The following is a 22,470-nucleotide window of genomic DNA, read 5'->3' as shown; positions in this document are numbered from 1 at the left end:
GGCGCGCATCCGGCGGGAGCCGGAAGGCCACCAGCAGGTGCCGGTGCGGGGACGAGGAGCAGCCGATACACGGCGGATACACAGCCGCGGGAGATTCGAGCGGTCGCTGACTTCTCGCTGCGGCGGCGTGGAAATTCGCCCGGCACAAGGTGGGTGACGTGCGCAAACGCGTACCGACCGCCCGGAGGTGCCCTTCATGCTCCCAACCCGCCCGCCCGCCGTGTCCACGATTCCCACCGCTCCCGCCGTGGTTCCCGCCGCTCCTGCCGTACCCGCCGCTCGGGCCGTTCGCGGCGGGGAGCGGCCGGGCGACCACCCGGTCCTGCCGGTCCGCCGCCGTCGCTCCCTCCGCCTCGCGGCCATGATGTGGGCCGTCGTCCTCATCGCGTCTGCCGTCGGTGGTTGCTTCGGATCTCCCATGGGCGAAGCGAACACGACGGACGGGGGCCTCGCGGCCGGGATCGACCTGCCGTGGCCCGAGGACGGCCAGACGAGCGTCATGGTCGAGGGCCTCGGTGATCTCGGCGGCAAGGGGGAGCGGGAGCCGGTGCCGATCGCGAGCGTCACCAAGGTGATGACGGCGTACGTGATCCTCAAGGAGCATCCGCTGAAGGGCGCCGCCACCGGGCCGGTCATCGAGGTCGACAGGCAGGCCGCGGACGAGTCGTCGTCCCGGGAGGAGTCGAGCGCGCCGGTCAGGGAAGGCCAGAGGTTCAGCGAACGTCAGATGCTCGAACTGATGCTGATCCCTTCGGGCAACAACATCGCCCGCCTGCTCGCCCGATGGGACGCCGGGAGTCAGGAGGCGTTCGTGGTGAAGATGAACCGGGCCGCCGCCCGGCTCGGCATGACCCACACCACCTACACCGGCGCCAGCGGCATCGAGCCGACGACCGTGAGCACCGCCGCGGACCAGCTCAGGCTGGCCCGGCAGGTGATGAAGAACCCGGTGCTCCGCTCGATCGTCGCCAAGCGCGAGGTCACGATCCCCGGGGTGCCCGGCATGATCGTCAACACCAACACGCTGCTGGGCAGGTCGGGCGTGATCGGCCTCAAGACCGGTTCCACCACGCCGGCCGGGGGTGCGCTGATGTGGGCGGCCGAGGCCGAGGCCGCCGGCCGTACGTGGCTGGTCCTCGGCGTCGTCCTGCACCAGAGCGCCGGCTCGCCTCCCGCGACCGGCCTGCAGGCCGCACTCGACCGCAGCCGGACACTGATCGACGGGGTCCGCGCGTCGCTCGATTCGCTGATCGCGGCGCGGGCCGCGAACGAGCAGGACAGATGACATCGGACGCGCGGCGGAGGCGGGCGTTTTTGTCGGAGCCGCTTGGCACGATGACCGCATGACTGAAGCGCCCCCGATCGACGCGATCCCCGACGAGGTCGCCTACGCCGAGGCGGTACGGCTGGCGGCCGACGCGGCAGCGGCCTACTACGGCGACGGAACCTCCTCGTTGGACGACGACGCCTACGACAGGCTCGTCCGCGGCATCGCCGCCTACGAGAGGGCCCACCCCGATCAGGTGCTGGAGGAGTCGCCGACGGGCAAGGTCGCCGGAGTCGTGGGCGATGTCCCGCACATCGTGCCCATGCTCAGCCTCGACAACGTGTTCGGGCCGGAGGAGCTCGCGAGCTGGGCGGCCTCGCTGGAGCGCCGGCTGGGCCGTCCGGTGACCGCGTGGTCGGTGGAGCCGAAGCTGGACGGGCTGGCGATCGCCGCCCGTTATCGTGACGGCCGCCTCGTCCAGCTGGTCACCCGCGGCGACGGGAGCGCGGGCGAGGACGTCTCCCACGCGATCGGCACGATCGTCGGCCTGCCCGGGCGGCTGGCCGACCCGGTCACGGTGGAGCTGCGCGGCGAGGTGATGATGACCGCGCGGCAGTTCGAGGAGGCGTGCGCGAAACGGCAGGCGCACGACGGGACGACGTTCGCGAACCCGCGCAGCGCCGCCGCGGGCACGCTGCGGGCGCAGGACCGGCCGTACGTATGCGAGCTGACGTTCTTCGGGTATGGGGCGCTGCCGCTGCCCGACGACACCTCCGGCCTCGCGACGCGGCTGCGGGAGTCGCCGCACAGCCAGGTGATGGACTGGGTCGCCGGTCAGGGGGTGCAGACCACGGCCGAGACCGCGGTCGCCGGGATCGTCGCGACGAGTGTGGAGCAGGTGCAGCGGCGGGTCGAGGAGATCGCGGCCGCGCGGCCGGAGCTGCCGTTCGGGATCGACGGCATCGTGATCAAGGCGGATGACGCGGCCGACCAGGCGCAGGCCGGGTCCGGCTCGCGGGCGCCGCGGTGGGCGATCGCCTACAAGCTGCCCGCCGTGCAGAAGATCACGAAGCTGCTCGGCGTGGAGTGGAACACCGGGCGCACCGGTGTGATCGCCCCGCGCGCGGTTCTGGAGCCGGTGGAGCTGGACGGCTCCGTCGTGACGTACGCGACGCTGCACAACCCCGCGGACATCGGGCGGCGTGGGCTGATGCTGGGGGACAGCGTGGTCGTCTACAAGGCGGGCGACGTGATCCCGAGAGTGGAGTCCCCGGTGGTGCACCTGCGCACCGGCGACGAGCAGCCCATCGTGTTCCCCGAGGTGTGCCCGGCCTGCGAAGGCGAGATCGACACCTCCCAGGAGCGGTGGAGATGCGTGCGAGGCCGCGACTGCCGTGCGATCGCCTCGATCCGATACGCGGTCGGCCGCGACCAGCTCGACGTGGAGGGGCTGGCCGACAACCGCATCCAGCAGATGCTGGACGCCGCCTTGATCGCCGACTTCGGCGACCTGTTCTTCCTCACCCGCGAGCAGCTGCTTGACCTGGAGCGGATGGGGGAGGTGTCCACCGACAACCTCCTGGCCGCCATCGACAGGGCCAGGACGAGGCCGCTGAGCCGGGTGTTCTGCGCGCTCGGGGTCAGGGGGACGGGGCGCTCGATGAGCCGCCGCATCGCCCGGCACTTCGGCACGATGGAGGCCATCCGCGCGGCCGACGCCGAGGCGCTCCAGCAGGTGGACGGCATCGGCCCGGAGAAGGCGCCCGTGATCGTCGCCGAGCTGGCCGAGCTGGGCGACCTCATCGACAAGCTCGTCCGTGCCGGGGTGAACATGGTCGAGCCCGGTGTGGCGGCGGTGGCCGGTGACGTGGGCGGCACGACCATCCCGGCTCCGGATGATCAGGAGCAGGGTGCGCTGCCGCTGACCGGGATGACGGTCGTGGTCACCGGCGCGATGAGCGGGCGCCTGGCGGCGTTGTCCCGCAACGAGATGAACGAGCTCGTCGAACGGGCCGGAGGCCGGGCCTCGTCCAGCGTTTCCGCGAAGACCTCGTTGGTCGTCGCGGGAGACAACGCGGGATCCAAGCGGGCCAAGGCCGAGTCCCTGGGCGTGCGGATCGTCGCCCCCGAGGAGTTCGCCGAGATGGTCGCGCACCTGTTGTAGGCGACCTTGTCCGCTCGCGCGAGCCCACGTGCGACGGACGAGACGAGCGGCTCAGGCGGCGTCCGGCGATCGCTGCCGGCGGTGGCCCGTGCGGGATCCATCGTGGGCGGGCGAGAACGCGGTGAGGCGCCGCCGCGTGGGCCGCGCACGGCTCACGCGCTCTCGCCGTCCGCAGCCTCGTCGGCGTCGGCAGGGTCGTAGGCAAGGTCGTCGGCCGCCTGAGCGCCGGCGGGGTGGAAGGGGATGCGCGCCACCAGCATGAAGCCGCCGTCAGGCGTCCCCTTTCTCTCCAACCGGCCGTCCAGAATGGCGATGCGCTCTTCGAGCCCGGCCAGGCCGAACCCCGATGGGGGAAGCAGGCGCTGGAGGGACATCCTCGCCCGGCCTTCATCCCTGCCGTTCACGACCGAGACGGTCACGACGCCGTCGCGGGCCTCGCAGGTGACGCGCACCAGGGACCCGGGAGCGTGCTTCCTGACATTGCTCAGCCCTTCCTGCACGACCCGGTAGCAGGCGAGCCCGATCTGGGCGGGCAGGCCGATATCCGGCAGGTGGTAGTCGAGACTGACCCGCGTGCCCGTGGCGGCCGCCTCTTCCACGAGGGAAGGGATCGCCTTGGCCCCCGCCGTCATCCGGGACCCGTCCTCGCGCCGGAGCACCGCGAGCAGCTCGCGCAGCTCGGCGAGGGCCTGCACGCCCTTGTCCTCGATGGTCGTGGCGATCCTGCCGGTCTCGGGGTCCGCGTCGTCGCGGATGATCCCCGCGTTGAGGACCATCACGGTGACCGCGTGCGTCACGGTGTCGTGCAGTTCTCGTGCGATCTTGCGGCGCTCCCGGACTGCCGCCTGCTCTTCGCGGTCCCGCACCTCGGCCCGCAACTCCGAGATCATGCCGCGGTAGCCGCGCACCCACGTGCCGACCAGTGCGGGCATGAAGATGAACACCAGCGCGCGCACCACGCAGAGGTAGAGGACGTCGTCCGTCTTGGGGTCCACGTAGTCGACGGCTGCGGCGGTCATGATCAGAGGCAGGGTCACCAGCTGCCACTTGCGGATCTTGCTGTCGGCCGTCATCGAGTATGCGGCGAAGGCCATGGGCACGATCTGCCCGGTGGTCACTGCGCAGAGAGCCGAAGTGACGATCATGGGCAGTCCGGTGCGCCGGCGTATCAGCAAGGCGCCCGCGGTGATGACCTCGATGACGATCTCGATCCATTGCGGGACCGGGCCCCACAGGGAGAAGGACAGACCCAGGAGCGTCGGCGGGATGGTGAAACAGAGGATCGATATGGCCAGCAGCGCGTCGACGATCCGCCGGCGGTGCGCTTCGGTGAATTCGGCCAGCGCCAAGGGGACGCAGACAGGATTCAGGGTGTTTCGCACGAGAGGGCTCTTTCCGGGAGGCAGCCCGGCTCCCCGCTCTCGGAACGCACCCTGATTGATCCTTCGGAGGTCGGAGGAGATCCCATGTTGCAGCGGGGAGCCGTAGTTCCATGCACGTGGCCATCGTCTGCCAGGGTGGTCCACATCACATGGATAAGGCTGTGGTCTTCCTAAATGTGTTCATCCTGGGTGTGGCACAACCACCCAAAGTCGATCGCCCTGGTGGGCCGGGGCGAGCGCTCCGTTTATCCGAACGTGATCTGTCGGACGATCGGTGACAGGCTCAACACTACCCCAATTGGGGACAAATTTCCTAAAAACTCATCATAAGTGACGTACGGTGAAAAAGTGGACCGTAAGCGACTTCTGGGAGACTTCCTCCGGGCTCGCCGCGAGGCCGTCAGCCTGGAGGACGCCGGGCTGGTGCGAATGGGCCGCCGCCGTACCCCCGGACTGCGCAGGGAAGAGGTGGCCATGCTCGCCGGCGTCAGCAACGACTACTACGCGCGGCTGGAGCAGGGCAGGGAACGCCGTCCGTCCGAGCAGGTCCTCAACGCGCTCGCCCGGGCGCTGCGCCTCGACGACGCCGCCACCGAGCACCTCTACGAGCTCGCCTACCCGAGGCCCCGGCCCCGGCCGCCCTGCCGGGAGGAGCAGGTCAGCCGCCGCCTGCTGCACCTGCTCCGGATGTGCGACGCCGCCCCGGCGTTCATCCTCGGCCGCTGGATGGACGTGCTCGCGACCAACCGGCTGGCCGACACCCTCTGCCAGGGTCTCGACCACAACGACAACTTCCTGCGCATGTGTCTCCTCAGCCCGCAGGCACGCGCCTTCTTCGTGGAATGGGAGGCGGCGGCGGCGACGAAGGTGGCGCAACTGCGCGCCATCGCCGGCGCCGACCCCGAGGACCCGTTCCTGCCCCTGCTGGTGGACGAGCTGTCCGACCAGAGCAGGGATTTCGTACGGATGTGGGCTCGCCACGACGTCCTGCCCCGGGACGTGGACCGTAAGCACTACTATCACCCGCTGGTCGGCGAGTTGACGTTCTCCTACGAGATGTTCACGGCCAACAGCGCCCCGGGCCAGCAGCTCGTCGTCTGCCAGGCCGAACCGGGAAGCGCGTCGGAGGACGCGCTCGGCATCCTCGCGCGCCTCCGGCCCGCCGTCACCCCTCCATGAGCCGGGACAGCCGGACGATCGCGCCGGCCGCGAGGTCGATGATCACCGGGCCGTTCGGCGACGGCCGTACGGTGCCGTCGTCCCGCGTGAGCGTGACGGACACGGCGACCTTCCGGTCGAACGTCGCACGGTCGGCGACCAGCGGCTGCACCAGGGTGACCTCGAGCGTGGGCGCGTCCGCGGGCAGGACGGCCCGCGCCACCTCGATGCCGGACACCGCGAAGACCAGCCCCACGGCGGAGATGCCCGCGGCCCGCAGGTCCACGTCCCGGCGGATCAGCACGGCCGTGTGCAGGTTCTCCAGGTAGACGTTGCGGACGACCAGCTGGGCGGGGTCCGCGGGGTCGAGCAGCGCCTGCGGCGCGACCGCCCCGTCCCCGACGGCGGCGGGCAGCACGACGTCCCCGTGCGCGGGGACCCGCACCGGTGGGTCGAGCGGGACCCGCTCCCAGCCCCCGACTACCCGCCGCACCCAGAGGGCCGTGACCGTGGCCGCCGTGTCGGCGTCGTTGCGCAGTCCGGTCGCGGTGACCCGTACGGGCCCGGCCGGGTATGGGCCGGCCAGCTCGTCCACGTCCAGGTGCACGGTGGTCGCGATCGAGGTGGAGGAGTCGCCGGTGTCGAAGACGATCTGCGAGACCGCTTCGCCGCCGCGCAACTGGGTGACCGCCACGACCGCGTCGTCGTAGTCCACCTGCAGCGCCAGCCGGATCGCGTCGTCGTCCAGGACGGCGCGCAGGCCGCCCTCCAGCGTGCTCGACCGCACCGACACCCCGGTGGACCCCACCGAGGGGGACGTCGGAAGCAGCATGCGGACGTCGCGCCCGCCGGCGTCCGCACGCAGCAGCGACTCCAGCTCGGCGAGCTCGGCCGCCGACAGATCGGGCACGCACCGGGCCTGCAGCCGGCACGGCAGGCCCGCGTCCACGGTGGCGTCGAACACCTGCAGCCATTCCAGCTGGGGACGGCCGACCACGTCGCGGGCCACCCGATAGTGGGAGGGCACGACGAGGTAGGTGGCCGGCTGCTGGAGCGACTCCCACACCGAGTATCGGTGGTCGCGGTCCAGGCGCGGAGCCGGCGCGAACCGCCGGGCCGGGGCGCGGCCGAGCTGGAAGGCGTCCTGGCAGCCGACGATCACGGGCTCGCCGCTTCCGACGTCCTGCCGGTAGAGGCCGGGGTCGTCCCGGCACGGCACCAGCAGCGGCAGGCGGTGCGAGCGGGTCACGGTCACGCCCATGTCCATGGTGAACGACGGGGGGTACGTTGGGATCACGCCCGTTCCCACGGGGCCGGTGGAGATTCCGCCGAGGAGCCGTCCGCCCGGCCACCCGCGGAGGAGGCGTCCGTCGAGTCGTCCCTTGAGGTCGTCGCGGAGCACCAGGCGCCGGCCGGTGGGCGGCAGGGGGAGCGGCATCCGGGCGAGGGCCGACAGGGCCGGCAGATCCTCCGCCGTCGCCTCCGCCGGGGCCTCCGCCGTCGCCTCGACCGGGGCCTCCGCCAGGGACTCCACGGGGATCTCCGCCAAGGGCTCCAGCGACGCCTCCTCGGCCGGCGAGGCCGCCAGGAAGGCCCGCCCCGCCACCGCCGTGTCCGCGAGCGCGGAATCAGTGATCGCCGAATCCCTGAGCACCGACTCCCTGAGCACCGACTCCGTGAGCAGCGGCGACACCTCGGCCGGCCGGATGGCGCCCCGCCCGGCGATCATGACCTCGCCGGGGACGCGAACCTCGGTGATCACCACGTCCGACCAGTTCGGATGCTCCTCGGGGATCGGGTGCTCCTCGCGGGGCGGATCCTCGATCGGCCATCCCTGGACCGGCACGATCTCCAGACGCTCCGGCTCGGCGTGGACCATCGTGGAGACGGCCCACGCCGCGAGCGTCTCCTGCACGCCGACGAAGCTCGTGCTGACGATCAGCCCCGCCCCGTCGCCCGGCTGGAAGCCCGGCGTGCTCAGCGCGCCGTACGCGGCCCTGGCCACGGCTCCGCTGATCTCGGCCCGGCAGTGGACGACGTCGTCGCGCACGTCAACGTCGATCGGGAGCTCGGTGGAGGCAGGCCGGCCGGTGTCGGCGTCAACGAACGGGATGCGCAGCCGTACGCTCACGTCCGTCCACGGGACGGTCCGGGCACCGGCGGGCGGCGGGGGGAAGCGCAGCACGGTGGTGACCGTCGCGCTGAGGACGGGCGATCCCTCGTCGTCGTGACCGGTGACGCGGAACAGGAACCGGAACGTGCCCGCGGAGGCGGGCACGAGCTCCGGAGCGGGCGCCCACCAGGGCGGGCCCAGTTGCGAGTCGGGCAGCAGGGGCTCACCCCCGTCGGCCGCCCCGATGCGGGGACCCGGCTCGTCGGCCGGGAATCCTGGTGTGTTCATCGCGGTCAGACCTGGCTCACGACGGTGACGCCCGGAGCGGTCTTCTTCGGCACCCGTACGGGCAGGTCGCCGCTGCCCTCGCCGTCTGTCCAGGGCCCGATCCACTCCTCCCCGTCCTCGAACAGTGTGCCCTTGATGATCACGCGCGCCCGGTAGCGGTATCCCGGCGGCCGTCCCGGCTGCCCCGTGTAGAGCGCGAACCGGCGCTCCTTGTAGTGCTCCCCGGTGTCGGCCATGGTGAAGGTGAACGTCACGATCGGGCGTTCGCCGCCGTCGGGGCTCTCGCCCTTGGCCTGCACCTGCACCTCGACGATCTGGTTGCTCGCCGTCAGATCGATGTTGATCGTGATCGGGGTGAGCACGAGCACGCCGGCGTTGTCGGCTCGCACGGCCACGTTCAGGCTGTCGGTGAGGGTGCCGAACGGGCCCGGGTCGAGATTCACCTCGTTGGCCTCGACCATGATCCGGGTGAACCGGTCGTCGAGGGCGGACGGCGCCTCGTCGAACTGGATGGTGCGCCGGACGAACACCTTGTCAGGGCGCCACCCCTCCGGCGCGCCGGTGACCTCCTCCGCCTTCTTCTGGGTCTGCCGGGCGAAGAAGAGCTCGCTGGTCGAGCCGCTCGCATAGACGAGGGTCGGCGAGGAGGCGGGGGCGAGCGGGGTGGTCTCCCCGACGGGGGCGCCCTCGCCCTGCACGCTGGTCGTCGCGTCGACCTCCTGCGGGCGCCGCGGCGGCAGGAAGTCGTGGGCCGACCACGCGATCTCGCCGTTCACACTGGGGTAGCCGATCTGGACGCTCGCGAACTTCACCGGGTCGCCGCTCACGCCGTGGTCCGGGTCGGGCCACTTGATCACGGGCCGGCAGACCGTGGTGATCTTGCGGTCCCAGTTGTCCAGGTAGAGCGTGCGCAGGTAGCGGCTCTTGAGCTCCGGGTGGGCGGCCAGCAGGTCGGCCACGCCGTCCACGTTGCCGCCCATCGTGCTCGGCTGCGCGTACATCTCGTCGACCTCGAACGTGAAGGAGTTGGCGATCTCCACCCGGTCACGGCGGAAGTTGAGGCTGAACCCCGCGCCGAAGCCCCAGCCGAAGAGGTTGAGCAGCCCGCCGGGCTTGGGCGGGCCCGGGTCCTGGACCTCCGGCATCGGCTGGAAGATGACCTGTTTCGCCTGGTCCAGCCACATCGCCACGAGCATGTCGATGTACTTGGTGACCATCGCCTCCTTGTTGTCCGCGCCGGGGATGGTCCGGTCCATCTCCAGCTCGACCTTGATGTCGCCGTTCATCCGCAGCGTGTTCCAGGTGGCCTTGAGGTCGGCCGAGCTCCACCACCAGCTCGCGCCGGCCTGGGCCGTGAAGTGGCTGAACACCCGCTCCCAGTTGGCGGTCATGTGCAGCCGCGTGATCGGCGCCCACAGCGGCAGGGTGAGGTCGGCCGTCACCGCGATGGGCACCTCGGTGCCCAGCAGCCCCTGCTCCACCTGCGCCGCCGCGAACGTGCCGAGGTTGACGACGAACGGGTGCTCGGCGGTGGGGATCAGGCTGCCGGGCCCGGCGCCCTGGGCGGTGACGAAGAACGGGTCGCCCGCGTTGCCGCCCTGCGTACCGTCCTGGTCGGTGATCATCAGTCGCAGCGTGGAGCTCCTGATCGGGATCGGCCGGATGTCGGCGATCGTGGACCGGTCGGCCACGCCCGGTTTGACCTGCCAGAACCGGTCCCGGCTGCCCTGCTGCATCCGTTCCAGGATCTGCTTGTGCGCGTCCCGCAGGACGCCCTCGGGCGGCGCGCCGGTCATCGCGAAGCTGAGCACCCCGCCCGAGGTCTCCCGGGTCTGCCCGGGGGCCACGCCGATGTTGGTCTGGCCGTCCTGCACGCCGACGAAATGCAGGAAACTGAGTCTGAGGTCGCCGTTCGACTTGCGCGCCAGGCGCATCCGCTCCGGCAGCCAGTAGAAGACGGGGTTGGACCCCTGGGCCTGGAGCTCGTCGTTGTGCTTGTCGGGGAGGAAGACGAGGGAGTATTCGACGCCGGCCTCGTTGAGGGTGACGGTCTCGAATCCGCCGGCCATGATCGGTCCTGCTGGGTTCACCATCGCTGGCTCCTGAACAGTGTGGGGACGCCGCTCACAGAGCGGCGGGGTAGTAGATGCGGGATCGGTCGAGCCCGCGGGCGACCACGGCGGCCGCGTTGCGGAACAACCGGAGATTCGCCCGGTTTCGCGGGGCGATGCCGGGGTTGCCGTCCTCCCGCAGGTGGGACTGGGCCGCAGCCTCCTCCCACCGGCCCGCGTTCGCGGCGGCGGTGAAGCCCGGCCAGCGGGTGGGGAAGAACGAGCCGGTCCAGGCGATGCTGTGCGCCCCGAGCCGGGCGTCGGCGGGCCAGTCCGCCCACCCGGGGAAGAAGGCCGACAGCCGGGCCTCGTTGACGTCGAACCGCTTGCGGACGAGCTCGTCGATCGCCGCGTCGGGCAGCTCCAGGGTGTGGATGGCCTTGGCCGCCAGGTGGCCCTTCTTCGCGAGGCCGGGCTCGTTCTTGATCCGGTGCCACTCGGCCTCGATCTCCGCGCGGGTGGCGGGCCGCCCGGTGGCCGCGTGCACGAACGGCAGGGCGGCCGCCTCCTCCGGAGAGTCGACGAGGTTGCCGACGCCCGTGGTGACCAGGCCCTTGACGTCCTGGTAGAGGTAGGGCACCCGGCCCTCCAGCGGGGCGCTGAACTCGGGGAAGAAGTCCCTGACCGAGCGCGCCGAGCCGGCCAGCCAGGCCGGCTCGGGAACGTCCCCCGCCACCGGCCCGATGGGCAGCCCCCGCCAGTCCTCCTCGACGGGCCGGGGGAAGCCCTCGGCCACCGAGCCGTCCTCGGGGTCGAGCCTCGCGTACTCGCTCCCCGCGAAGACGTACGGGTTGCCGCTGGGCCACCACAGCGCCGTGTCGATCCGTGGGAACGCTCCAGGCCAGTCGCCGGCGATCGGCCTGGCCTCCGGGTCGATCTCGCCGCTCGCGCCGTCGAAGACCTGGTATTCCTCCCCGGAGAAGAAGTAGGCGTTGCCGCTGCCCCACAGGATCGCGGCGTCGATGCCGAGATCGAACAGTCCCGGCCACATCTCGGCGATCGGCCGCGGCCCGTCCAGCACGACCCCGTTCTCGATGTCGTACGCCAGGCACTGGTCGCCGCGGAAGAAGAAGACCGAGCCGTCGCTCCACGGCAGGGCGGCGTCGATGTCCGCCTCGAACAGGCCGGGCCATTGGTCGGCGATCGCCAGCGGGTAGCCCTCGTCGGCGCCGTCGGCCTCGACGTCGTAGCGGATGTAGCGATCGCCGGTGAAGAAGTACGCCTTCATCCCGGACGGGGCGACGAACCCGCAGAGCTTCTCCATGGCCGTCACCCCCCGGCCGGAGGCGCGGGGTCGCCCGCCACCCCGCCGACGACCGCGTCGGCGAACACCGTGCCGACGTGACGGAACCCGCGCGACTCGACCAGCCTGCCGCCTGCCGCCTCGATCCGCTCGACCGTGCGGGGCCGCAGCCGCAGCTCGGCGAAGTCGCCCGTCGCGGCGACGAGATACTCGACCCGGCCGTGGACGGCTTCGTCGTCGCGCGTCCAGATCGCCCCGGACACCGCGCTGACCCGGGACGGCTCGGTGACCTCCTCTTCGAGCGCGGCCACCAGCTCCTTCTCGAACGCCTCCTGGATCATCCGCAGGGGGAGATGGACGGCGGCCATCACCAGCGAGTGGCCGTCGCGGGCCCGCAGCACGCCCAGCGCCGTCTCGTCGTCCGGCACCGCGCCCGCGACGGGCCGCAGGCGCGGCTCCTTGGTGTCGGCGCCGAGCCGGGCGATCCGGGGGCGCATGCCGAAGAACCCGGTGTCGCTCACCAGGGCCGTGTGCACGACGCACCGGTACGCCGGCGGGAACCCGTAGCCGGCCTCGCGATAGAGGCTGCGTACGAACAGCGTGCCGGGTGGGTGCGGCAGGACGCCCGCGCCCGGCATGACGTCGCCGGTCATGGCCTCCTCGAAGGCGGACTCCACCGTCGAGGGGTGCAGCCGGATGTCGCAGAAGGTGAGGTTGCGCATGCTCAGACCGCCGTTCCTGTGACGCCGATCTGCATGTGGATGTGGTTCTTGTGGGCCTCCCGGCCGTGCGCCGTCCCCGGGGCGGTGGCCGGGTGGTCGGGGTGCATGACGAAGCTGCGCTCGCCGATCGACGTGGGCGTGTCCAGCCCGTCGGGGCCGTCGGTGCGGTCCTGCCACTCCGAGGCGATGAACTCGTACACGGCGCGCCAGAAGTCGCGCGTGAACGGGTCGGCGTCCTCGTCGTCGAGCCGGTAGAACGTGCCGGACCCGGTGCCCGGCGGCCAGTTCCCGCCGGGGGTCGCGGCGGTCGAGACGGTCCCCCAGTCGTCGTTGACGGTGAGCGTCCACTCCTCGCCGTCCTCGGCGACGGCCTTGACGCCGACGAAGTCGACCGCGCGGCCCTGGCCGTGGCAGTCGGTGCGCGGGCGGCCCTGGCTGTCGACGCCGCCCCCGGAGATGCCGAGGTGGTAGAACTCGACGACGTTGTAGGTGTCCTTCAGCCACTGGCACAGCCGCACCAGGGCGAGCGCGTTGCGGGGGTCGAGCCGGTCGGGCGCCGCCGGGTGGCTGGGCTGCCCGAACGTCACCGTGCCCGACGACAGGTAGCGGACGACGACTCCGGCGACGTTGCCGTCCTGGGGCTGCTCGCCGTCCCAGCCGTCCAGGCTCACCCTCTCGGGGCCGCCCGCCCCCTCCAGCCTGATCACGTCGCCCGACTGCAGGTCGAGCAGCTCGGCGTAGGCGTCTTCCTTGCTCATCGCGCGTGCGGGATCGCTCACGATCCTGGTCCTTCCGGTGCGTACGTCACCGCTGACGCGGTGGTCTGTCGCACGACGGATGGAGTCAGGAGCCCGGTGATACAGCGAATCCCCGCGAATTTCCCGGCGTTCTCCGGCAGTCCGCGGTGGGGCCGCGGTGGGGCCGCGGTGGGGCCTCTGTGGGGACGCGGTGGGATCGCGGTGGGATTGCACTGGGATCGCGGTGGCGCCGCGAGCGGCGCGGCCGGGCCGGGGTGGGCCGCGGCCGGTGGGCGGGTCGTCCGGCCGGGGCCTGCGGGGCCGGCTATGGCCGGGGGTCGATCCAGCCGGTGATGACGGCCGCTCCGGCGGACGTTCGCACGTGCAGCCGGAAGCGCCGCGCCGGGACCGGCTCGATCACGAACCAGCCGACCTCGTCGACCGGGACCTCCCGTACGGGGCCGTCGTCGTCCCGCACGAGGACCGCGCCGGGCTGCGCGGGGACGAGCTGCCCGCGCACCGCGTCGGGGTGGATCTCGGCCTCGATGGACAACTCCCCGGCGGCGAACGTCAGCACGCGCGGCCCCGAGCCGTCCGGCCGCGTCTCGTCGCGCAGGCCCGCAGGTTCCCGCGCCGAAAGCAGGGAGTCGAACCACAGCTCGGCCAGTTCGGCGTCGGCGGTCCGCCATGCGAAGGCCGCCTTCCCGGCGCGTACGAAGGACTCGGGCACCCGGGCCTCGCGCATCGCGTGCCCCAGCTCCTCGATCAGCCGGTCGTCGTCGTCCCACCAGCTCGGTGTGTCCGTCACGCCGTCGTCCCCGTCCACGTCGATGCATCTTGGTCGTGTCTGACAGATCATGGCCCTACCGCGCGTGGCCCAGGCGGCGCCTCGCTGCGTTGCCGTCGTCGCCGATAACGCTGTTATCGGCTCCTCCTCCGCGTTGCGATGCATCCACCTGGATCCCCGCTCGCGACAAGCAGCATTTGTCGGACACTCCTCAGGCCAGTTCGAGGGCGGCCAGCGCACGGCTCCTGCGCAGCCTGTCGAGGCAACGCCCGCGGTTGGGGCCGATCGCCCCCACCGGCACGCCGAGCGTGGCGCTGATCTCGGCGTACGAGGCCGGCGGTTCGGCGAACAGCATGCTCAGCAGCTCCCGGCACCGGTCCGGCAGCTCGGCGAAGGCCATGCGCAGGGCGTGCCGCCGCTCGGCCACCAGTATCTCGCCGTCCACGCCGTCGTCCTCCTTCCGGTGGGCGCCAGGCTCGGGGGCGTCCACCGGAACCTGCCGCTTCCGGGCGCGCAGCAGTTGCAGGCACTGCCGCTGGGTGGTGCGGACGAGCCAGCCGGGCAGAGCGGCCGGCTCGTGCAGGGTGTCGAGGCGCTCCACCAGCCGCAGCCAGACGCCGCCCGCGACGTCGTCCGCGTCGCTGCCGGTCACGCCATAACGAGCGCACACGCCCCAGAGCAGCGGCGCGTACCGCTCGACGATGGCGTCCCACGCCGCGGCGTCGCCCTCGCGCGCCCGGAGCACGAGGGCGACGACGACCGGATCGTCACGCATGCCCGGTCAGTCCTCCAGCGGATAGGGCCGGACCTCGCCGGCCTCGGCCAGGAGCTTGTCCAGCGCCTGCCGGGGCGTCACCGAGCCCGGGATCGTGCGAGCGGCGACCGCGCCGCTGACGAGGGCGGCCGAGAAGGAGGTGCCGCTCCACCGGGCGTGGCCCTGAAAGGTCTGGTGGACGCCGTCGATGTCGACCTCCCCGGTGAGGTACGCGCCCACGACCCCCACCCCGGGCGCCAGGCACGTCACCCACGGGAGGTCCGGGCTCCAGCCGGGCATGACCGGGCGCCCGTCCGCCGTGCCGTACGCGCCGACCGCGACGACGGGTGGGACGGCGGCAGGCCAGCAGGCCGAGCGCCGGCTGCGCCCGGAGCTGAGATGGGGGAGCGCGCCGTGGTTGCCCGCGGCGGCCACGACCAGCACCCGCGGGGCGAGCCGCTCGATCGCGCGGGCGATGACCAGCGGCGGCCCCCCGGACAGCGTGAAGCAGCCGAGGGAGAGGTTGAGGATGTCGGGCTGGAAGGCGTCCGTCAGCCGCAGCATGGCCCGGGCAGTGTCCCAGGAGTCGGCCCGTCCCGTGCGGGCGTCGAGGACCCCCTCGACGGACAGCTCCGCGGCCGGCGCCTCCCGCTGGATGAGGCTGCGCACGAACGCCGAGTGCCCCGAGCGGTACGGCAGCGGGTGCTCCGCCGTACCCGGCCGCGCGGGCGCGAGCGGCGTGTCGACCACGCCGACCCGCACGCCGCGCCCGGCGTCCTCGTGCCCGGCGACCGGCTGCGGCAGGTCGGCGGGGCCGGCGGGTTCCGGCTGCCCGCCGTCCATCGGCTTGTGCCCCAGCACGCCGAGCGCGCCGGGGGACATGGGCTTGTGCCCGAGAGTGGAGAACCCGCCGCTCACCAGGTGCATGGGCTTGTGGCCGCTCTCCTGGATCGCGCCGTCCGGCAGCGACATGGGTTTGTGGCCGTCTCCGATCACCGCGTCCACGACCCGGTTCTTGCCGATCGTCGGCACCCATCCGCCACGGTCGGCGGCCGCCTTCTCCCGCAGCAGTGCGAGGAGCTCGCCGACCTCGACGGGATCGTCGTCGGCGTCCCTGAGATCGCGCAGCCGGGCCAGCCCGAGGAGCTCGTCCCGGTCGTCGGGCGCGAGGGCGGCGTGGACGATGCCGAAGTCGTCCAGCATGCGCTCGACGGCCTCCAGATGCAGGAGGTCGACGATGAGTTGGTCCGGTTGGTGCGATGTGGTGCCCGCGTCGACTGGCATCTGGATAGTGTCCTTCCCGGGGTCATGACTTTTCCGGAACGCGAACTGCCTCAGACGGAACCACGAGGGCCTGGCCGTGATACATCCAACGCAGGAAACGCCGCCGGGCGCAAGGGTTCTCGGGAACGCTCCAGGTCGCGCCTCCGCCGGCCCCGGCGACGGCGACAGCGGCGGCTTACCGGATAGATCGGCAGCCGGATCAGCGGCCAGAGCCGAGGCACAGGCCGAGGCACAGGCCGGGGAGCGGGTTGGAGCAGAGGCGGGGACGGAGGCCGTGGGCACGCGCGTGGACGCGTCGCCGGAGTCACCGGGCTCGCTGGAGCCGGCCGACGCAGTGCCGATCGACGCGGTGCCGGCCGACGCGGTGCCGGCCGACGCGGTGCCGGCCGACGCGGTGCCGGCCGACGCGGTGCCGGCCGACGCGGTGCCGGCCGACACGATGCCGGCCGACGCGATGCCGACTGACGTGGTGCCGACTGACGTGGTGCCGACTGACGTGGTGTCGGCCGACGCGGTGCCGGCAGAGGCGGAGGCGGCAGAGGCGGAGGCGGCGCTGGCCGCCGTCGACCGCGACCCCGTCTCGGGCCTTCCGGCGGCCGAGAGGGCCGCCCGGCGCGCGGCCCGCGCGGGTCACGCCGTGGCGGCGTCCACGGCAGAACGCGCCTGGGGGCACGCGCTCCTGCACGTGGGAGAGCTCGACAACGCCATCAGGCACCTGAGCCGCGCCGCCGCATGGGGCGCACGGGCCGGTCGAGCCGACCTGACCGCCGAGGCGCGATACAAGCTCGCCTTCGCGATCCTGCAACGGGGCAGGCCGCAGGCCGCGCTCCGCGAGATCGACGCCGCCCTGCCCGATCTGACCGGCATTGCGGCCGCACGTGCCCGCGCGCAGCGCGCGATCGTGCTGCACGTGATGGGCCGCCTCGACGAGTCGTTCGCCGAGTTCGAGGTGGCGCTGCAGGTGCTGCGCCACCACGCCGACCTGCTCGGCGTGCAGCGGATGCTGATCAACCGGGCCCTCGTCCACTCCGACCGGCACGCCTTCGCCGCGGCCGAGCGCGACCTGCTGGAGGCGGAGACGCTGGCACGCACGCTCGGCCGCCCGCTGACGATCGGCCTGATCGCCAACAACCTCGGTCTCATGGAGACGCTGCGGGGCGACGTGCCGGCCGCGCTGCGCCACCTCGACCGGGCCGAGCGCATCATCGGCGCGCACGGCGCCCAGCTGGGCACGCTGCACCAGGACCGGGCCGAGCTGCTGCTGTCGGTGGGACTCACGGCAGAGGCGAAGGCGGCCGCCGCCCGCGCGGTGGACGCCTACCGCCGCGAGCGCCGTTCGCTCAAGGTGCCCGAGGTGCAGGTGCTGCTCGCGCAGGCCGAGATCCTGTCCGGCGATCCGGCCGCCGCGCTGGGCCACGCCCGCGCCGCGTTGCGCCGCTTCCGCGCCCAAGGACGGCGGGAATGGACGGAACTGGCCCGGTTATCCGTTCTGTCCGCGCAGCGTGCCGCCGGTCTCCGGCCGCGCGTCCCGACGGCGGTCATCGACGTCATGGTCGCGACCCTGGACGCGGCGGGATGGCCCGCGGCGGCGCTGGACGCCGCGATCGTGGCCGCCCAGGTGACCGCCGGGCGCCGCGTCCGGCACGACGTACGGAGGGACAGGGACGACGGAGCGCCCGAGCGCTCCGGAGACGCGCGGGCGGGAGCGGAGCCTGCCGCCGAGCGGCGCTCCCGGACGGCGGACGTGGCCGCCGATTACCTGAGCCGGGCCGCGGCGGCGTCCCGATCCCGGGGACCGGCGCTCGTCCGGGCGCGCGGCTGGTACGCACGGGCGCTGCAACGACGGGCCGAGGGGGACGCGCGCGGCGTGCTCGCCGCCGTACGGACGGGCCTGCGGGTCCTGGACGAGCACGCCTCGGCGATGGGGGCCACCGACCTGCGGGTGCACGCGGCGGCGCACCGGGCCGACCTGGTGGCGCTGGGACTGGAGGTGGCCTTCGAGGCCGGTCGCCCCGACGGCCTCCTGGAGTGGTCGGAGCGCGCCCGGGCCAGCCGCCTGCCGTCCGCGCCGGTCCGTCCGCCGGACGACCCGGTGCTGACCGCGCTGCTGGCCCGGCTGCGCTCGGTCACGAGGGACCTGGCCGGTCAGGCGGCGGCGCCCGCTCCGCTGCTGGCCCGGCAGGCCGACCTGGAACGGCGCATCCGCGACCACAGCCGCCGGCTCGGCGGCACTCCCGGCAACACGCCCGCGACGCCGGTCACGCCCCGGGACCTCGCCGCCTCGCTCGGCGCGTGGGCGCTGGTCGAGTACGTCCGCCGGGGCGCCGACCTGCACGTGCTCACCGTGGTCGACGGCCGCGTGAGCGTCCGCCGCCTCGGGACGACGGCCGGGGCGGCCGACCTGATCGAGCGGCTGACATTCGCGGTGCGGCGCGACGCGCGCCCGGACGCCCGGCCCGAGGCGCTGGCCGCGTCCGCCGCGCTGTCGGACGCCGCGGCCGCCCGGCTCGACGCCCTGCTGCTCGGGCCGCTGACCGAGATCGGCGACCGCCCGCTCGTCGTGGTGCCCACCGGACCGCTGCACAGCCTGCCGTGGTCCCTCCTGCCGTCGTGCGCGGGACGGCCCGTGACCGTAGCGCCGTCCGCGACGCTGTGGCACCTCGCGCGGACCCGCCTCGCGGCGGCGACCGGAGCGGACGGCGACGGCCATGGTGATGGCGCCGTGGCCGGGGGAGGAGTGGTCGCGGTGGCGGGCCCGCGGCTGCCGGCCGCGGGGCCCGAGGCGGCGGCGGTCGGCGCGATCCACGGCGGCACCGTGCTCGCCGGAGCCGCGGCGTCGGTCGAGGCGGTCTCGGCCGCCCTGGCGCGGGCCGGGCTCGCGCATCTCGCGGCGCACGGCCACCTGTCGGCGGACAACCCGCTGTTCTCCGGCATCGCCCTCGCGGACGGGCCGCTGATGGCCTACGACGTGGAACGGCTGCCGCGGGTGCCGCACACGCTCGTGCTCGCCGCCTGCGACAGCGGCCGTTCCGTGGTGCGCACCGGCGACGAACTGATGGGCCTCGCCGTGGCGTTCCTCGCCCGTGGCGCGTCGCAGCTCGTCGCCTCGGTGCTGCCGATCCCCGACGCGGCGACGATGCCCGTCATGGTGGCCTTCCACGAACGGCTGGCCGCCGGGCGCCCGCCCGCCGCCGCCCTCGCCGAGGCCCAGCAGGCCGTACGGGGCGGCGACCCGCGGACCGCCGCGGCGGCGGCCGGTTTCGTGTGCATCGGCGCCGGGGCCGTACCGGTCCGCGGCCGTGGTCAGGGCCCTGACGAGGTCGCCGCCGGCGTCGCGGGCCCGGCACGGTGACGATGTCACGAGATGAGGTTAGGCTTACCTAATAATCTGACGAAGGGAACGTCCATGGCGACGACCGAACCGGCGCGGCGCGCACCCCGGGCGACCACCGGCGTGGTGGAGCGCACCGAGCGGCTGACCCCGCACATGATCCGGGTGGTGCTCGGCGGTGAGGGGCTCGCCGGTTTCGAGGCGGGCGAGTTCGCCGACCACTACGTGAAACTGCTGTTCCCGCTGCCGGGAGTGGCCTACCCGGAGCCGTTCGACATGGCGGTGATCCGCGCCGAGCTGCCGCGCGACCAGTGGCCGAAGACCCGGACGTACACGGTGCGGGCCTGGGACCCGCAGGCGCGGGAGCTGACCATCGACTTCGTCTACCACGGGGACGAGGGACTGGCCGGGCCCTGGGCATTGCGGGCCCGGCCGGGCGACGAGATCCGCTTCCTGGGCCCCGGCGGGGCGTACGCGCCGAGCGCGCAGGCCGACTGGCACCTGCTGGCCGGGGACGAGAGCGCGCTCCCGGCGATCGGCGCCGCACTGGAGCGCCTCCCGGCGGGGGCGCCGGCCCGGGTGTTCGTGGAGGTCGAGGGCCCGGAAGAGGAGCAGAAGCTGCACACGGAGGGCGACGCGGAGATCGTGTGGCTGCACCGCCACGGCGCGCAGGTGGGCGAGGCGCTGGTGCGGGCGGTGCGGGAGCTGGAGTTCCCCGAGGGCGTCGTGCACGCCTTCGTCCACGGCGAGGCGAACTTCGTCAAGGAACTGCGCCGATATCTGCGCGTGGAGCGCGGCCTGCCGCTGGAGCGGTTGTCGATCTCCGGCTACTGGCGGCGGGGCCGTGACGAGGACGGCTGGCAGTCCTCCAAGCGGGAGTGGAACCGCAGCATCGAGGAAGAGGAGTCCGCCGCCCTCGGCGGCTGACGACGGCCACGCCGCCCGGCCGCCGCGAAGCCCGGAAGGGTGACGGAGCACCGACGCCGGCCGCGACGCCGCTCCCGGCCACGCCCGGTCGCACCGGAAGATCGGCCTCTCATGGCGAGCCCGCGTCGCGGTGCAGACGGCGCAGCGCGAAGGCGAGCTGAAGACGCAGCCGCCCCTGGGGATCGCGCACCGTCCACCCGAGGAGCGGCTCGGCGTGCGCGAGCCGGTCCTGCAGCGTCGAGTGATGCACCGTCAGCTCCGCCGCGGCGGCGCGCAGGCTGGGTGCGTAGGCGGCGGCGTACAGGGTCGCGAGCATCCACGGCGCCTCGGACCCGGCGCGTTCGAGCGCGCGGACGTCGGGGTGGGGCGCGGCGCCGGGCGGGACGGCCGCCGCGAGGACCGCCAGCCCGCCCAGGTCGTCGGAGTGGACCACTCGCGGCCCAGGATCCTGCGGGGTCCCCTCGGCCGCCAGCCGCAGCGCCGTACGGGCGAGCGCCCACGAGCGCGGCAGGTCGGGCAGGGTCACCGCCGGGCCGACACCCGCCCTGACCCCCTCGGGCAGCGGGTGATGGGCCGGCCCGACGCGGGCCACGCCGCCCTCCAGGGCGACCGCTCGTACGGGGACGTCACCGGGCAGGCCCAGCGCGCGGGCGGCGAGCGATCGCGCGGCCGGGGGAGCGGCGGGGTCGAGCAGCACCTCGACGAGGGCCGGGTCGTCCCTGTCCTGGTGGGCCGGGGCACGGCCCCGGGTCCGGTCGAGCACGCCCCGCGCCGCCGCCGCGGCCCGTTCGAGCACCATCGCCCCGACCGGCCCCGGCGGCGCCGGGCGCTCCAGCCACAGGACGGCCGCCCCGCCGGGCACGGCGATGCGGGGCCAGGCGGGATCCGGCGGCGGACCGGCGTCCGTGCGGGCTCCGTCGGGGAGCACACGCACGTGGACGCCGCGCTCGGAGTCGGTCAGGCAGGCCGGGCAGCCCGCCAGGACGGCGGCGCCGCGGACGATCGCCTCCAGCCCCGCCCGTGTCTCCACCAGCCGGTCGAAGTAGGCGATGACCTGCACCGCCGCCCCGGCGTCCGGGTCGAGCGCCGACAGCCGTCCGACGAGGTCGCGCATCCCGTGCCCCCGGACAGCTCAGCTGCCGAGCACGCGGCGCAGCCAGCGCAGGCGGGCGGCCCGGGCGTCCTGCGAGACGGCCGCCTGCGGCGCCATCATGTCGAAGCCGTGGAACCCGCCCGGCCACACGTGCAGCTCGGCGCTGCCGCCCGCCCGCCAGATGGCGCCGGCGTACGCGACGTCCTCGTCGCGGAAGGTCTCGGCCGAGCCGACGTCGATGAAGGCGGGCGGCAGCCCGGACAGGTCGGTGGCGCGGGCCGGGGCCGCGTACGGCGAGACGCCGGGGCCGCCACGGGCCGCGCCGAGCAGGGCGGTCCAGCCGGTCTCGTTCGCGGTGCGGTCCCAGACGCCGAGCCCGGCCATCTGGTGCGACGACGGGGTGTCGTTGCGGTCGTCGAGCATGGGGCACATGAGCATCTGGCCCGCCAGGGCGGGACCGCCGCGATCACGGGCCATGAGCGCCAGCGCCGCGGCCAGCCCGCCACCGGCGCTCGCCCCGGCGACGATGATCCGCTCCGGGTCGATGCCCAGCTCGGCGGCGTGGGCGGCGGTCCACGCCAGGCCCGCGTAGCAGTCCTCGATCGGCGCGGGATGGGGGTGCTCCGGCGCCAGCCGGTATTCCACCGACACGACGACGAGCTGGAGCTCCTGAGCCCAGTCGAGCACGCCGTCGACGCCCACGCGGTTGTCGCCGATGATCATCCCGCCGCCGTGCGTGTGGTAGATCGCGGCGAGCGGGATGGTGGCGCCCGCCGGACGGCAGACGAGCAGCGAAACGTCGGGGGCGCCGGGCGGGCCCGGCACCGCCCGCTCCTCCACCTCGAAGGCGCCGTCACGGGTGAGCGCCTCGTCGGGGAGGCTGGGGCCGTCCGCCATCGCCGCCCGCATGAGCGGGATCATGTCCGGGGTCAGCGACGACGGTATGGACTCGCCCAGCACGGCGAGGGCCGCGGCCAGCTCCGGGTCGAAGGGCGGTGGGGTGGCGGCCGAGGGCAGGGTGTTGCTCAATGGGGCTCCCGTGTCGTGGAGGTTGCCTGCGACCAACTGGTCCGTGCTCACCATCGTGGAAAACACGGGTGCGACGATCC

Annotated in this window: 16 protein-coding genes; 5 read left to right on the top strand and 11 right to left on the bottom strand. The window is 73.4% G+C overall.

Annotation, left to right across the window (positions count from 1 at the left end; all coding sequences use genetic code 11):
- The first annotated feature begins 196 nt into the window (after positions 1-196).
- Complete coding sequence (locus tag FLV34_RS14790) at positions 197-1,285, top strand: D-alanyl-D-alanine carboxypeptidase family protein (protein WP_222709512.1); 1,089 nt, start codon at positions 197-199, stop codon at positions 1,283-1,285.
- Positions 1,286-1,343: 58 nt separating this feature from the next.
- Complete coding sequence (gene ligA, locus FLV34_RS14785; RefSeq protein ID WP_142646880.1) at positions 1,344-3,431, top strand: NAD-dependent DNA ligase LigA; 2,088 nt, start codon at positions 1,344-1,346, stop codon at positions 3,429-3,431.
- A 152-nt stretch (positions 3,432-3,583) separates the two neighbouring features.
- Here ligA and FLV34_RS14780 read toward each other — a convergent pair whose 3' ends face one another.
- Entirely contained in the window at positions 3,584-4,813 is a 1,230-nt protein-coding gene (locus tag FLV34_RS14780; RefSeq protein WP_147943358.1) for a sensor histidine kinase, read from the bottom strand.
- 348 nt (positions 4,814-5,161) lie between these two features.
- On the opposite strand from FLV34_RS14780, the gene FLV34_RS14775 reads away from it, so the two are divergent.
- Complete coding sequence (locus tag FLV34_RS14775) at positions 5,162-5,992, top strand: helix-turn-helix transcriptional regulator (protein ID WP_147943357.1); 831 nt, start codon at positions 5,162-5,164, stop codon at positions 5,990-5,992.
- Here the strand turns inward: FLV34_RS14775 and FLV34_RS14770 are convergent.
- The 8 genes from FLV34_RS14770 to FLV34_RS14735 form a co-directional block, all read right to left on the bottom strand.
- Complete coding sequence (locus tag FLV34_RS14770; protein ID WP_147943356.1) at positions 5,979-8,372, bottom strand: hypothetical protein; 2,394 nt, start codon at positions 8,370-8,372, stop codon at positions 5,979-5,981. The two genes, FLV34_RS14775 and FLV34_RS14770, sit on opposite strands and share 14 nt — an antisense overlap.
- A 5-nt stretch (positions 8,373-8,377) precedes the next feature.
- Positions 8,378-10,465: a hypothetical protein gene (locus FLV34_RS14765; protein WP_147943355.1), complete on the bottom strand. Its 2,088-nt coding sequence runs from the start codon at positions 10,463-10,465 to the stop codon at positions 8,378-8,380.
- Positions 10,466-10,496: 31 nt separating this feature from the next.
- A complete protein-coding gene (locus FLV34_RS14760) occupies positions 10,497-11,747 on the bottom strand; it encodes a hemopexin repeat-containing protein (protein ID WP_147943354.1) in 1,251 nt (416 codons plus the stop codon).
- Between the two features lie 5 nt (positions 11,748-11,752).
- Complete coding sequence (locus FLV34_RS14755; RefSeq protein ID WP_142646886.1) at positions 11,753-12,448, bottom strand: hypothetical protein; 696 nt, start codon at positions 12,446-12,448, stop codon at positions 11,753-11,755.
- A 2-nt stretch (positions 12,449-12,450) separates the two neighbouring features.
- Positions 12,451-13,227 (bottom strand): hypothetical protein, encoded by a 777-nt coding sequence (locus FLV34_RS14750; protein ID WP_147943353.1) that lies wholly within the window; start codon positions 13,225-13,227, stop codon positions 12,451-12,453.
- A gap of 283 nt (positions 13,228-13,510) precedes the next feature.
- The gene (locus FLV34_RS14745; RefSeq protein ID WP_147943352.1) at positions 13,511-14,011 is read right to left on the bottom strand and encodes a hypothetical protein; all 501 of its coding nucleotides are present in this window, start codon (positions 14,009-14,011) and stop codon (positions 13,511-13,513) included.
- A gap of 172 nt (positions 14,012-14,183) precedes the next feature.
- The gene (locus tag FLV34_RS14740) at positions 14,184-14,747 is read right to left on the bottom strand and encodes an RNA polymerase sigma factor (RefSeq protein ID WP_147943351.1); all 564 of its coding nucleotides are present in this window, start codon (positions 14,745-14,747) and stop codon (positions 14,184-14,186) included.
- A gap of 6 nt (positions 14,748-14,753) precedes the next feature.
- The gene (locus FLV34_RS14735; RefSeq protein ID WP_142646889.1) at positions 14,754-16,010 is read right to left on the bottom strand and encodes a S8/S53 family peptidase; all 1,257 of its coding nucleotides are present in this window, start codon (positions 16,008-16,010) and stop codon (positions 14,754-14,756) included.
- A 274-nt stretch (positions 16,011-16,284) separates the two neighbouring features.
- Between FLV34_RS14735 and FLV34_RS14730 the strand changes: the two genes are divergently transcribed.
- Both FLV34_RS14730 and FLV34_RS14725 read left to right on the top strand, forming a co-directional pair.
- Entirely contained in the window at positions 16,285-19,362 is a 3,078-nt protein-coding gene (locus tag FLV34_RS14730) for a CHAT domain-containing protein (RefSeq protein WP_147943350.1), read from the top strand.
- 54 nt (positions 19,363-19,416) lie between these two features.
- A complete protein-coding gene (locus tag FLV34_RS14725) occupies positions 19,417-20,268 on the top strand; it encodes a siderophore-interacting protein (protein WP_142646891.1) in 852 nt (283 codons plus the stop codon).
- A 109-nt stretch (positions 20,269-20,377) separates the two neighbouring features.
- Here FLV34_RS14725 and FLV34_RS14720 read toward each other — a convergent pair whose 3' ends face one another.
- Entirely contained in the window at positions 20,378-21,382 is a 1,005-nt protein-coding gene (locus FLV34_RS14720; RefSeq protein WP_142646892.1) for a helix-turn-helix domain-containing protein, read from the bottom strand.
- An 18-nt stretch (positions 21,383-21,400) separates the two neighbouring features.
- A complete protein-coding gene (locus FLV34_RS14715; protein WP_261985780.1) occupies positions 21,401-22,390 on the bottom strand; it encodes an alpha/beta hydrolase in 990 nt (329 codons plus the stop codon).
- Positions 22,391-22,470 lie beyond the last annotated feature (80 nt).

Origin of the sequence: Microbispora sp. CSR-4 (genome assembly GCF_008033685.1) — a bacterium.
Classification (GTDB): domain Bacteria; phylum Actinomycetota; class Actinomycetes; order Streptosporangiales; family Streptosporangiaceae; genus Microbispora.
Note: the sequence above shows the minus strand (reverse complement) of the source record. Positions and strands in the feature narration are given on the sequence as shown.